Source organism: Streptomyces colonosanans (assembly GCF_001866645.1).
Classification (GTDB): Bacteria; Actinomycetota; Actinomycetes; order Streptomycetales; family Streptomycetaceae; genus Streptomyces; species Streptomyces colonosanans.
The window spans coordinates 1-12,962 of record NZ_MLYP01000131.1 but is presented as its reverse complement, the minus strand read 5'-3'; the positions used below and the strand labels follow the sequence as shown (position 1 = coordinate 12,962).

At 67.8% G+C, this 12,962-nt stretch carries 11 protein-coding genes and 1 pseudogene; 3 read left to right on the top strand and 9 right to left on the bottom strand.

Going from position 1 to position 12,962, the window contains the following annotated elements; translation table 11 throughout:
- Window positions 1–183, top strand: a pseudogene (locus BIV24_RS34065) (hypothetical protein); the annotation flags it as partial.
- A gap of 48 nt (window positions 184–231) precedes the next feature.
- On the opposite strand, the gene BIV24_RS30625 reads toward BIV24_RS34065, so the two are convergent.
- From BIV24_RS30625 to BIV24_RS30610, 4 genes are all read right to left on the bottom strand, one after another.
- The gene (locus BIV24_RS30625) at window positions 232–1,011 is read right to left on the bottom strand and encodes a M48 family metallopeptidase (RefSeq protein ID WP_071369727.1); all 780 of its coding nucleotides are present in this window, start codon (window positions 1,009–1,011) and stop codon (window positions 232–234) included.
- Between the two features lie 4 nt (window positions 1,012–1,015).
- Window positions 1,016–4,588: a type I restriction endonuclease subunit R gene (locus BIV24_RS30620; RefSeq protein WP_071369726.1), complete on the bottom strand. Its 3,573-nt coding sequence runs from the start codon at window positions 4,586–4,588 to the stop codon at window positions 1,016–1,018.
- A 164-nt stretch (window positions 4,589–4,752) separates the two neighbouring features.
- Entirely contained in the window at window positions 4,753–5,121 is a 369-nt protein-coding gene (locus tag BIV24_RS30615; protein WP_071369725.1) for a hypothetical protein, read from the bottom strand.
- The gene (locus BIV24_RS30610; RefSeq protein WP_245767019.1) at window positions 5,118–5,600 is read right to left on the bottom strand and encodes a hypothetical protein; all 483 of its coding nucleotides are present in this window, start codon (window positions 5,598–5,600) and stop codon (window positions 5,118–5,120) included. Before BIV24_RS30610 ends, BIV24_RS30615 begins: the two co-directional genes overlap by 4 nt.
- Window positions 5,601–5,677: 77 nt before the next feature.
- Between BIV24_RS30610 and BIV24_RS30605 the strand changes: the two genes are divergently transcribed.
- Both BIV24_RS30605 and BIV24_RS30600 read left to right on the top strand, forming a co-directional pair.
- Entirely contained in the window at window positions 5,678–6,472 is a 795-nt protein-coding gene (locus BIV24_RS30605) for a helix-turn-helix domain-containing protein (protein WP_071369723.1), read from the top strand.
- A complete protein-coding gene (locus BIV24_RS30600; protein WP_071369722.1) occupies window positions 6,465–6,686 on the top strand; it encodes a DUF397 domain-containing protein in 222 nt (73 codons plus the stop codon). The genes BIV24_RS30605 and BIV24_RS30600 overlap by 8 nt, the downstream gene beginning before the upstream one ends.
- A 59-nt stretch (window positions 6,687–6,745) precedes the next feature.
- Here the strand turns inward: BIV24_RS30600 and BIV24_RS32845 are convergent, their stop codons facing one another.
- The 5 genes from BIV24_RS32845 to BIV24_RS30580 form a co-directional block, all read right to left on the bottom strand.
- Window positions 6,746–7,891 carry a restriction endonuclease subunit S gene (locus BIV24_RS32845; protein ID WP_177198881.1) on the bottom strand — a complete coding sequence of 382 codons (1,146 nt, stop codon included), beginning with the start codon at window positions 7,889–7,891 and terminating at the stop codon, window positions 6,746–6,748.
- 46 nt (window positions 7,892–7,937) lie between these two features.
- On the bottom strand, window positions 7,938–10,559 hold the full coding sequence (locus tag BIV24_RS30595) for a type I restriction-modification system subunit M (RefSeq protein ID WP_071369721.1): 2,622 nt from the start codon (window positions 10,557–10,559) through the stop codon (window positions 7,938–7,940).
- Between the two features lie 96 nt (window positions 10,560–10,655).
- Window positions 10,656–11,336 carry an RloB family protein gene (locus BIV24_RS30590; protein WP_071369720.1) on the bottom strand — a complete coding sequence of 227 codons (681 nt, stop codon included), beginning with the start codon at window positions 11,334–11,336 and terminating at the stop codon, window positions 10,656–10,658.
- Window positions 11,336–12,613: an AAA family ATPase gene (locus tag BIV24_RS30585; protein ID WP_071369719.1), complete on the bottom strand. Its 1,278-nt coding sequence runs from the start codon at window positions 12,611–12,613 to the stop codon at window positions 11,336–11,338. Before BIV24_RS30585 ends, BIV24_RS30590 begins: the two co-directional genes overlap by 1 nt.
- A gap of 116 nt (window positions 12,614–12,729) precedes the next feature.
- The coding region (locus tag BIV24_RS30580) for a thiamine pyrophosphate-dependent enzyme (RefSeq protein WP_245767018.1) at window positions 12,730–12,962 on the bottom strand (233 nt) is incomplete at its 5' end.

The window sequence follows — 12,962 nt, the reverse complement described above, 5'->3', positions numbered from 1 at the left end:
GGGCCGAGGCCGACGCCGCCTCCTGGAGCGCCGGGGTGTATCTGGAGTTCGGCGGATGGTGCGCAGCCGCCCGGCGAACAGCCGCCGGCCGACCTCGCGCAGCTTCCCCGTCTCTACGACTCCTACCAGCACAACCGCAACCCGTTCATCGACCACCCGGAGTGGGTCGAGTCGATCTGGTAGGCCTCGCCGTGCCTGAACTCCCTTGATCAAGAGGGAGTTCAGCCCGGCTTACCGGACATCACCCATCCAGAGCCGCCGCCCCAGCTCGTCGAGGTCCGCCCGCCGCTCCTCGTACTCGGGCAGCGCGGTCCGCAGCAGCCGCCAGAAGCCCTCCCGGTGCCCGGACACCTTCACATGAGCCAGTTCGTGAGCGATGACGTAGTCGATCAGATGCATGGGCAGCTGGAAGAGCGGCCATCCGAGACTCATCAGACCCTTGGCTCCCGCCCCGGCCTGCGGAGGTCGGTACGAACCCCATCGGTCTCCCAGGTCTCGCACGTCGAGTTCCGGCTCGGCCACCCCCATGCGGGCCGCCCAGGGCTGAAGCCGGTGCCCCGTCCAGTTCCGGCCGGCCCGGCAGTACCAGTCGACCAGCGCCGCCCGACCCGCCTGGGGCTCCGCCGCCAGATCCGGGCCCATGACGAGGCGCCCCGCGATCAGCCGGACTCCTCCGCCCGCCCCCTCGTCACCGGACACGGCCAGCCGGTACGTCCTCCCCAGATAGCGGAAAACCTCTCCGTCGGCGAGCTGTTTGACGGGGCTGAGCGGGCGCGTGCGCTCCCGCTCCCGCCGCTTGGTCAGCAGCCAGTCCCGGTGCGCGCGGACGAACTGCTCCGCCTCGGCCGTCGAGCGCCCGGCCGGGGTGTGCAGGGTGAGGGTCGTGTCGCTCTCGACGGTCAGCGCGAACCGCTTCCTGCGCGCGCTGGCACGCACCCGCAGAGACAGCCCGTCCACGGTGAGGAGTGCTTCGGGGGCGGGGTACGTCGAGGGATCGGCCGGCGCGGTCACGCGCCTATTCTCCCCTCGCCCTGTTCCGGAATTGCCGGAGGTTGTCCTGCGCGAAGGACGCCAGGCGCTCGGCCGCGTTCTCCAACGACGCCCAGTCCCCCTTCACGGGCCGGACATGGCCACTGAGCAGGACGTCCTGGAGGTCTCCGGCCAGCGCGCTGATGTCCTGGTGCTGCCCCTGATACGACGCCCTGGCCATGGTCCGGGTGGCCATGTCGCACACCTTGCCCGTGAGCCGCCTGATGTCGCCGCCGTCGGCGAGGCTGATCCCGGGTGTGTCTTCCAGGATCTGCTCCACGAGCCGGTACGCCCGCTGTTCGAGCGGCGTGAGACCGGCGAGTTCCGGGGACTCCTCCTGTTCCTGCCTGGCCTCCTCGATCAGCGGGCCGAACTCCTCGATCTGCTCCTCGAAGCGACCCGGCATCGTGCGCAGGATCTCTTCCAGACGCTTGGAGAGCCGCTCGTACTTCGCGGGGTCCTCCCGCTTCGTCCGCTCCTCCAGGTGGAAGCGGAGTGCATGGCCCATCTCCGCCGCCGCCTCCTGCGGCGGCAGCCGCCGCACGGCGTCGTCGAAGGTGAGGGCCGTGAGCGAGACCGGAGGGATGACCTGGTCGATCTCCGGCCCTTCAAGGTGGTCGGCGATCATCGCCCGAACCTTGCGTCCGTACCGGCGCAGGGTGAACGTGCCGCCCTCGGCGTCCCGGCACAGCCGTCGCACCCGCTTCTGGAGCAGGCTCCAGCGCCGGGCGTCCGCCACGTAGTCCAGGGCGTCCTCGTGCGGAAGGACGCGTTCGAGGGTGGCGAGGAACGCGTGCAGCACCTCGTCGAAGTCGAACCGCAGGTCTTCGGGTTGCAGGGCGAGGGCCGCGGGCCCCAGCTTGGCGAGCTGGTCGAGCTGCGCGTCGTCGATGCCGTTGCGCCGCAGGAAGTCGCGGACCTTCTGAGCGGCGGGCCCGAGTTCGTCCACTTCGTAGGACAGATCGCGCATGGTGTCGGTGACGTCGGCGTTCCGGTACCCGGCGAGGGCGCTGGAGAGGTGCTCGAAGACGCCGTAGTAGTCGACGACGTAGCCGACCTCCTTGCCGGGCGAGGTGCGGTTGACGCGCGCGACGGCCTGGAGCAGCTCGGCGTCCCGGATCGGCCGGTCCAGGTAGAGCGCCTGTTCGCGCGGGGCGTCGAATCCCGTGAGCAGCATGGACTTCACGATCAGGAACGCGATGGGGCTGTCGGGGTGCACGGGGTCGGGCACCGAGGTGGGGAGCGGCGGCGGTTCGCTGTTCGCGGCCTCGGACCACGGGGTGTTCATACCGCCGGCGGAGTCAGCGGGAGGGGTCGGGGCCTGCGGTGGATTGAAGGGGGTCACCGCGACCCACTCCGAATCGGGCGCCAGCTCGGGAAAGGCCTTCTGGAAGCGCTCGGTGTACGCCTCCTGCCGACCGGCGTCGGTCCACTCCCTCCATTCCCCCCGCTTGTGGCCAGAACCCGGGGAGATGACGGGAACGAAGTCGATCCGCCGCAGCAACGCCCGGAACAGGTGAGCCTGGTGGAGATAGCGCTGTCTGGCGGACAGCTTCTCCAGCGGGGTCCCCGTCACCGACTCCAGGTCGAACTCGTCCAACTGCGCCAGTAGTTCGTCACGGGCCTTGCGCAGGGCGTGGTGATACTGCACGGCCGCCTTCCGGCTGACGGCCGCGACCTGTGCCTTGAAGCCGCCGGGAAGCACGGTGGTCACCCAGTGCTCCAGCATGTCCTCGGCCTTCGCCTCGATCATGGGAACGGACTCCGCGACGTCCCGCTCGGTGGGCCACCGCTTGAGCAGCGCGGCCCGCTCCTCGGGGGTGCGGTCCCGGACGAGGTCGTCGAAACCCTTGTCGAGGACCTCCCCGTCACGGACCTCGCCCTCCCCGGTCCGTCCCTCGTAGCGGATGCGGACGACGACGCCGTCGTGCTCGGCGTCCTCCATCCGGTACTCGTCGAGGAAGCCCCGCGGCGAGTCGCCCCGCCCGAAGATCCGACGCGTGTCCTCCTCGCGCCCGGTGATGATCGGCGTACCCGTGAAGCCGATCTTGGCGGCGTTCGGGATCGCCTTGCGCAGGGCGGCGTGCAGGACACTGGTGTGGGAGCGGTGTGCCTCGTCGACGAGGACGAGGATGTCCGGCGAGGTGTTGCACTCGGGGAAGTCCGGTACGGGGCCGGGGCTTTCGTCCTCGCTCCGGCCGGTTCCCTCGCCCGTCAGATCCCGGTCGTCTCCGCTGCCTTCCGCGTCCCCGGCGAAGGTGAAGCCCGTCCCGTACTTCTGGATCATCCCGAAGACGACGCGCCGCCCGCCGTCGCGCAGCAACCCCTCCATCTGCGTCCGGGTCTCCGCCGTCTCGACGTCGGACTCGCTGAGTTTCAGCGTCCGTGAGAGCTGGGTCTGCAACTGGGTGCGGTCGGTGACCACGACCACCATGAACTCGCTGAGCCGAGGGTGCAGATGCACCCGCCGCACCAGGAACGTCATGGTCAGCGACTTGCCGGAGCCCTGCGTGTGCCAGATGACACCGCCGCGCTCGTCCTCGGTGTCACGTCCGGCACGGGTCCGCCCGGTCAGCAGTCTGCGTACGGCCTTCTCGGTGGCCCGGTACTGCTGGTGCCGGGCGACGGCCTTCACGGTCCGCACGGCCCCGCCGTCCGCCCCCGACTCGACGGCCATCGGGATCACGTAGTGCCGTACGACGTTGAGCAGGGCGGCTGGCCTCAGGACCACACCGACGAGCTTCTGCTGCTCGCCGAGCGGCGCGGGCGCGGCCGGGTCGGTGCCGTCCACGAGCAGTCCGGCGGTACGCAGCTCCCGCCGCAGCGTGCTCTCTTCCTCCGGTTCGACACTGCGCCACGGGTGGAAGTGCTCGGGCTCGGAGGTGACGGTACCCAGGTGGGCGGTCTCGCCGGTCGCGGCGACGAGGAGCTGCACCGTCCGGAACAGTTCCGGCACACCGGCGGGGACCGGAGCACCGGTGGCGTCGAGGTCCAGTACGGGATTCCCCGCGTAGTGCCGGAGATCGAGCACGGCACTGCGGACGGGCTCGGCGAGATCGGGGCTCTTGCACTCGACGGCGACGAGCGGGATGCCGTTCACGAAGAGGACGAGGTCGAGTATCGACAGTTCGCCGGAGCGGCTGCGCACGCGGAGCTGGTCGACGACGGTGAAGGTGTTGCGCGTGACGAGGTCCGGATGCCACTCGACGTACTGGACGGTGGCGGACGGACCACCGTGCGCGGCGGAGGGCGAGGGCAGCGTCCAGCCGTGCAGCAGCATGTCGGTGGCGGCGAGGTTCGCCTGCACAACACCCTTGCCGAGGGAGAGGGAGGCCAACTCGCTGACCGCCCGCCGGATGTCGTCCTCGCCCATCCAGGGCTGACCGTCACTGCCCCGGAGGTTGATCCGTCGCAGCGCGGGTCCGAGCTGGTCGACGAGCAACGGCACGGCCGCGTCGAGCGTGTCCAGCTCCACGCCCGGGATGCGCGTCCACCCCATGGCCTCCAACTGGGCCGCCAGCGGCCGCTCCACCTCGTCCCGCTCGACGTGCACGACCACAGCCCCGCGCCTCTCCGTACATCCCGCTGTTCCCCGGAGATCCATTCTGGGCCCGGAGAGCGGGGCGAGGGGAAGGGATACGGGGAGAGGACATGGTCGATCGTGCGAATGTACGGGGGTTTCAAGCCAGTACATCCGCACGCTCGGCGGCGGAGGCGGGCGGGTCAGATGCCGGGGCCCTCATCCGGGACGGAGTCGCGGCTCTTCTCATCGCTGTGGGGCTCAGGGAGACGCGCTCCCCTGCTGCGTGCGATGCGGTGCACGTCGTGGAGCGCCTCGGCCAAGCATGCGGCAAGGTAACGGAGTTGGGGTGCGGTGGCCTTGTCGTCGCCCAGGAGGTCGACGGCGTGGCCGAGAAGGTCGTCGGCCATGCCGAGCTGGACGGCTTCGATGTCGTCGGCGAGGCGGGCGAGACGGCCGGTGCCGGTGTCGTCGGTGACGAGGTAGCAGGGGTTGCCGTCGAGGTTGGACCAGGGGAGAAGGCGGGGCCGGCCGGCCGTGGGGGTGGCGGCGTCGTGGCTCTTGTAGATCATGCGGCGGCCACCTCGTTCCCCCGGGTCCGGCGCGAGCCGACATCGACACCGTGGATGTGCCGTGGCCCTACGTCGATGCCGTACACGGGGAGCCAGAGGGTTCGGCGCCGGGCGCGCTGCTGCCTGGCCTGCACGCGCCGTTCGTGGGCGAGGAGATAGGGGCGGACGAGCCGGGAGTCCTCACCGTGGGGGAGAGCCTTGTGCGGGGAGGGGCGGCGGCCGGGTGTGACGGTGGTGGCCGACGCGGGGGTGGGCCGGGCTGCTCCCCCGGCGCGGTGCCGGTTCCGGTGCCGATGGCGCCCGGAGGCGGGCCACAGGAGCCGGAGAAGCGGCTCGACGATGCGGGCGATACGGTGCAACACGTCTTCAACTCCGATGTGGTTGAGGGCCATGCCCCCGGGCCGTCGGTAGCGGTCGCGGGGGTCTTCCGTGCCCGAGGGCAGGTCGACGTGCATGGACGTCGCTGTGTAGCGATCCACTCACAGAGTGAGACGGGTCGGACTAGGCTCGCCAGAGGGTTGGATGTGACAACACATCTGTCACACGGGAGTTGACGATGAGTAACATCTATGGGGAGTGGTTGAAGGCGCAGCGCGAAGCGGCCGGACTGACGCAGCAGGAGCTGGCGACGGCCACCGTCATGACGCGTTCGCACATCGCGCACATCGAGGCGGGGCGGCGCACCCCCTCCAAGGAAGACGCGAGACGCCTCGACAGGGCGCTGAACACGGGCGATGTGCTCAGCAGCTTCCTGCCGGACGACGACACCGCTGTCGCGGGGTACTTCGAGGCGGCCCTTCAGCTCGAACAGCAGGCCACGATGATTCGGGAGTTCGCCCTGTCGTTCATCCCCGGCATCCTCCAGACGGAAAGGTACGCGCGTGCGGTTCTGAGCATGCCGTTCCCTCCGGCGAGTGAACAGGAACGTGACAGACGCCTCGTCACACGCCTGGAACGCGCAAAGATCCTTGCCGACCCAGTGACACCCGTAGTGTGGGCGCTACTGGATGAAGCCGTGCTACGACGCCGGATCGGCGGCCCGGAAGTCATGGCGGAGCAGATCAACCACCTCATCAGACTCGCCGAGGCCGAACGGATCCAACTGCACCTACTACCGTTCACCTTGGGCATGCATCCCCTCATGAGCAACATGCTCACGCTGATGTGGTTCGAGGATCAGCCACCCGTGGCCTACGGCGAAGGCCTGCACATGGGGAAGATCCACGACAGCCCATCCGTGGTTCAGGAGCTGCAACATCGCTACGATTTCGCACTGGGCAACGCGCTGCCGCTCAAGGAATCACTGGATCTGCTCAGGGCAACAGCAAGGGACTACGAACATCATGGCTGACCGAGCGATACCGAACGCAGGGGTACTGAAGGGCTGGCGGAAGTCCTCCTACAGCAACGACCAGGGCGGCAGCTGTCTGGAGATCCTGGACAACCACCCCATGGGCGTCCCCGTCCGCGACTCCAAGGTTCCCGAGGGACCCGCGCCGATCTTCCCGTCGACCATCTGGACGTCGTTCATTGCAGCGGTCAGGAACGGCTACTTCTCCGCCTGACCGCCTCCCACCACAATTCATCCGACCCGCGCTCTATGGCGGGACCGGACGCCGTTTGCTCAGGCCGTCACGGCAGAAGCCGTGAATCGTCCCGGCAACAGATCGCCCACAAGCCCCTGCCTGAGGCGACGGAGCTTTGTCAACTCGTCCTTCATCAACGCAGCTTGCCCCCTATAGGTCTCCCATAGATTCACCAGATCCGCCTGAGTGCCGAGCGGGACACTAGGCACGGCCAGAGGCCGTAGGTCCTGGAGATTGATATTTCGCTGAGCACTCTGAGGCGCCTTCCCCTCCAGGTCACCCTTCACCCTGTGCAAGCAAATCTCAAGAAAGCGGGGATCAACGCCATCGTTGGCCACCACACCAACGACACTGTCAGGGAAACACATAGACTGACCCAAGATCGCTGTTTCTCCGATGGTCGCCGCAATGGTCACAGCAACCGTCCCCACTGGAAAACTTCTACTGACTGCCAGTCCAGCATCATTGAGACGTTGAGAAGCGCGTCGAATCACACCGCGTTGAGCTGACGCAACGTCACCGGTCTGAATGAAACCATATGTGCCTCCGAAGTATGCGGGATCATTTCGCGGCCTTGCCGAGAATTTGCCTCGCTCAACTGAGGCCACGTCAGCAAGCGTCAATAGCTTGGATGCGGAGTAAAGATCGTTAAGTCGCCTCTTGATCACGCTGGCACCAATGAGTTCCAGCTTTCGAATCTCCGCTTCAATGCCCCGCTCCAGTTCCGTGAAGCCAGCGAGAACCTCAACAATCCGCCGCTGCGCAGCCACCGGAATCAGCGGGAACAAAAGTGCCCCGAACCTGATCCCACCCAGGTGCGAAATGCTCGTCTTCTCCGCGATCCCTGCGAACACCGCATTCGCACGCCACCAGACAAACACCGCTTGCGCGAACTCAGGAAGAACATCCGGGCCGGGCCGGAAGCGAATCAGCGTGTTTTGGAAGCAATACTCTCCGGGAGCGCCGTCATACAGCGCGCTCCGCCCGACCATCATCAGGTTCTCCTGCCCTTCGTTGAGCAGGATGTCGCCCGGCATGAGCCCATACGTCTCGCGTTCCGCAGCCGAGAACGCCATGGAGTTCACGTCCGAGTAATCGATACGCCCCTCATACACATTCGCAACCCGAAGGTAGGGCCATTGCCCTGCACCCGTCCGGCTCGCCGGTGAGAGCTGCTTGCCCATGCGGACATCGCCGAGATCCTTGACAGGAACCCAGGAGACAGATGCCTCACTCCGCATAGCCCAGCTCCTTCAGGAACCCATCGAGCGCGTCCGCCGCCTGCTCCCGCCCCGCCCGAATCTCCCTCAACGACACCGCATACTTCTGCTCCCACGTCTCATAAGACGCCGCCAGTTCCCGCTGCCACCGCACCACATGACCATCCAGCTTTGCCGCCAAGTCGTCCCGCAGCAGGTCGAGCACCACCCGGCGCTCCCCCTCCGCATCCAGCTCCGCTCGCGCCCGGAACAACCGTGGCGGCTCCTCCCCCAACGTGGGCGAGTCGCTCGGGTACGGATACCGGTGGAAGTCCGTCTCAAGGCGTTTGATGTCCGCGCCCGCCTTCGTGCGCGCCTTCTTCACCCGCGCCAGCTCAGCCGTGAACTCGGCCAACTCCTCCGCACTCAGAGCGACTTCCTCCGAGTCGACCTCACCGTCGGCCGAATCGCCGTCGGCCTCAGGCTCCTCCCCGCCCCCCGACAGCCGCGCGCTCAGCTCCTTGAACCACGCGTCCGCCTCCGCCTTGCGCGCGTCCGCCTCCGCCAGTTCCTCCAGGAACCGCGGAGCGATCGCGGCGACCACCTTGTGGTCATAGGCCTGACGCCGCTCCGCGGCCGTCCTCGTCCGCAGCTTTTTCGTCCGCGCGTCCTGTTCGGGCGAGAGCATCGTGTCGACGTTCTCGACCCACCCGTCGACGACACCCCCGAACCCGTTCTCCGACAGTGCGAGCAGGTCGTACTTGGCGTCGTACCACCAGCCCGCGACCGCCCCCGCCAACGCGTACCGGTCCAGCAGGCCGACCCGTCCCAGCCGTTCCCCGAACGACGCCATCAACTGTCCCCGCACCGCCATCAACGCGGCCTTGCGCTCGGAGGACGTGGACGAGGCGAGAGCTTCGGGCGTGGCCGCCACCGCCTCCAGCCGGCAGGCAGCCTCCTCCTCCCACCACTTGCCGAACTCCACCCGCAGCGCCTCCTCCCGGGGCCGGGCCAGCTCGCCCAGCTCGGGGCGGCCGCCCGACGCCTCGTCCCGGAAGTCGACGTACGCCGGGTCCGCCGGCTCCCGCTCCACGAACAGGTCGGTCACCCCGATCCTGTACGAGTCGAGCAGCGGCTTCTTCGCCTCGATCTCCGCGCGCGGCACCCCGCCCACTAGGTGCGCCCGCACGTCCTGCGGCTCGGGCGGCGGCGTGTTGTCGACGTACCGGCGGATGTTGAGGTTGTCGTCGTTGGCGGCGAGTTCCTCGCGGGTCACGATCCGCGAGAAGCCGGGTACCTCCTCGTAGGCGTGGAACGTCGAGACGATCTTCTCGGCGTGCTCGGGGAGCAGGATGTTCTGCGCCCGCTCCGCGTGGAACTCGCGGTCGGCGTTGATGAACAGCACCTTGCCCTCCCGCGCCCGGTCCTTCCAGCCCGGCGGGCGGAGAACCAGGATGCAGGCCGGGATCCCGGTCCCGTAGAAGAGGTTCGGGGCGAGGCCGATGACCGCCTCGACGGCGTCCTTCTCCAGCAGCTCCGTACGGATGGCCTGCTCGCCGCCGCCACGGAACAGCACCCCGTGCGGCATGACCGTGATCACCATGCCGCCGCGGGAGCCTTCCCGCTTGGCCTCCCACAGCATGTGCTGGAGGAACATCAGGTCGGCCTTGCCGCGCTCGCTCGTCGCCCCGTACTTGGCACGTTCGGCCGGGTGCGCCAGGTCCGCGAGGGCGTAGTCCAGGGAGAACGGCGGATTGCTGAGCACCCCGTCGAAGCGGTCCTCGTCCGAGCGCGGGACGTGCGCCGGCTGCGAGAGCGTGTCCCCGGTGGCCAGGTCGAAGCGGCGCACCCCGTGCAGGACCATGTTCATCGTCGACATGATCCAGGAACCGGAGTTGGCGTCCTGGCCGGCGAAGAACATCGAAGACGTGTCGCCGCCGTGCTCCTCCACGTACTCCGCCGCGTGGATGAGCATGCCGCCCGAGCCGACGCACGGGTCGTAGATCCTCATGTCCTCGGTGGGGGCGAGGAGCTCGACCATCATGCGGACCACGGCGCGCGGGGTGTAGAACTCGCCGCCCTTGCGTCCGGCCGTGTCCGCGAACTCCTTGATCAGGTACTCGTAGGCGGCACCGATCAGGTCAGGGAACTCGAAGTCCTCCGTGCGCAGCCTGATCCGCCCGAAGTGTGCGATGAGGAGCTTCAAACGCTGGTCAGCGAGCTTGGCCGTACTAGACGCGGCGCCCGATCCACCAATGCGGTTGAAATCGAGGTGGTCGAAGAGGCCTTTTAGCTTCGCGTTCTGGCTCTCCAGTTCCTGGAGCGCAGGACGCAGTGTCATCTCATTGATGTTGGAGATGGCAGCAGAGATCTTGTGCCATCGAGCCTTCCCCGGCACGTACAGCACATCGCGCTTGCGGTAGGGGCCCGGCTGCTCCAGGTAGCCGGGAAGGTCCTCCTCGCTGAGCTTCAGCTCCTCGACCGCGTACCGCCTGAGCCTGTCCCTGGCCGCCTCGAACTCGTCGTTGGCCCGCTTCAGGAAGAGCAGCCCGAAGATGTAGTCCTTGTACTCGGAGGCGTCCATCGTGCCGCGCAGGATGTCCGCGGCGGCCCACAGATGCCGTTCCAGCTGGGCTAGCGTGAGCTTGGCCACGTACGACTCCCTACGACCCGACCTGAGATGACGGAGAGACCTTATGACCAGGCCGGGGCCATACCGAAATCAGCGAGTGATCATGGCCGAGAGCAGTCAGTACGTGCCGATGTGCAGCGCCTTCTCCACGAACTCGTGCACGTCCGTGTAAGGGTCTCTGTCCCACTTGCCCACATGTGCCGCGTGCTGGCCGTTCATCCGCTCGGCGTTCTCGCGCGCCGTCTTGTAGTGGCCCAGGATCTGGTCCGGCAGGACGACCTTGGGGGTCTTGGCGTCCTGGGAGCCCCGCTGGAACGGGAGCCGCTCGGCCGCCCCTCCGCACACCCCGGCGAACGAGCCGCTGACCGGCTTGTAGTGCGCGAGGCGCCACACCTCGAAGCACGGGTGCGAGAAGGCGACTCCGATGCCCGCCGCCTTCGCCTGGTCCAGTGCGTCACGGACGTACTTGTAGTTGTCGTGGTCGAAGAGGCACCAGACCTGGGGCAGGTACTTCTTCTCCAGCTTGGCCCGCTTCGCCTTGCGGTCCTCTTCGCGCTTCAGCCTGATCGCCTGTTCGACGAGGTCGAGCGGCTTGCGCCCGCTGTCCGCTCTGCGGTTGGCGATGTGCATCTCCACCGGGACCTCGTCGGCGAGCGGGACGCCGTGGTCCTTGAGAATGTCGAGATACGAGGGCTCGGTCACCTTGCCCTCGGTGAAGATGAAGACCTGACGCTTGCGCTGCCCGCCCCGCCGGGCCGGACGCTCCCACGAGTCCCTGCCCTTCTGCGCCCGCCCCATCAGTCGCGCCCCGCCTCGTCCGCTCGCTCGCTTGTCCCGTCGTGCGTGCCGGCCTCGCGCGCCACCAGCAGCCGCCGCGCGATCTGCCCCTCCAGGAGAGCCGGAACCCCACCGAAGGCCCCCGCGAGATAGGACTGCGTGAGGTCCTCGTCCTCGCCCGGCTCCGCATCGGTGAGCGGATACAGCTCGGTCGCCCCGTCCTTGTTCTTCTCCGTCAGCCACACCTGCGCCGGGTCGAGGAGCCGCTCGCCGCTCGGGGTGGTGAGCACCGTCGCGTCATGCGACGTGAAAACCAGCTGGGCACCCTTGGGGTTCGCGTACGGGTCGTGGAAGAGCCGGACGACCTCGGCGGCGAAACGGGAGTGCAGGCTGGCGTCGAGTTCGTCGACGAGCAGGACCGCGCCCTCGTCGAGGGCGAGGAGGAGAGGGCCGAGGAGGGCGAACCAGGACCGGGTGCCATAGGACTCATCCTGCCAGTCGAAGGACACATCACCGGCAGCCGAGTGGTGGGTCAGCTTCACCGTGTCCCGGCCCGGGCTCTCCTGGACGACCCTCGCTCCAGTGATGCCGAGGTCGGCGACCCTCAACAACTCCTGGATCCTGGTGGCCCTGGGACCGGACAGTTCCTTCGTGGTGTACCGCGCGCGCTCGTCCCGCTCGACCTCCGGACTGATCATCCAGAAGTTGCGGCGGAACCAGTGGAACAGCGGGGAGAGCTGCGGATGGTTGTCCGTGCCGGCCATGGAGAGCAGCAGGGCGTTCGGCCGCGTACGCCGTACGAGCTGGGCCCGGTCCCTGACCCGTCCGCCGCGCCACTTGAAGACGTCCGGCCGGGAGGCGTCCCGGTCGAGCCATTCCTGACGGCGGCCGTGCGGGTAGCTGTGCAGCCATTCGGACTCGACACGGGTGGCTCCGAGTTCGAAGCCGTACGTCCAGCGGACCGCGTCGATGACGACGTCGACCTCGAAGAAGGAGGGTTCGCTCTCGCTCTTGGGATCCAGGGAGAAGACCTGGCGCGGGATGCCGTCGTAAGAGGCCCAGTGCGCATAGGAGTTGAGGACCGCGTTACGCATGTCCGTCATCGCGCTCAGGACGTTCGACTTACCGGAGGCGTTGGCCCCGAAAATGCCGATCAGCGGGAGGACGGAGACGGATCCGCCGCCTGCGAGATCCACCAGGTTCGCCGATCCACCCTGTTTCTCGCCCGGCGCGACGAAGGACAGCTCCTGCTCGTCTCGCAGGGACCGTACGTTCGCGACGCGGAACCTCAGCAGCACGCTGTCCTCCTCTCCCGGGTCAGGGTAATGGCCGCATCCGACATCGGCCCGGCCGGGACCCCGCGACCTCACGGAACATATCCCGCGGAGGTCACCGCGAACAGTCGATCGGGTGATCAGTCCGAGCCCAGGTGGGTAGGGGCGAACATCCGCAGCAGCGCCGGGAGGACGACCACCGAAGGCCCAGGCTCTGCCAACGCCTTCGCCAGGTCGCTCTCCAGCGTCTCGGGGGTCGTACGGATGCCCGGCACGCCGAAGGACTCCGCCAGGGCCGCGTAGTCCGGGCGGGTCAACTCCGTCGCCGTCGTCTGGCCGAACGCGTCCGTCATGTACTCGCGCAGGATGCCGT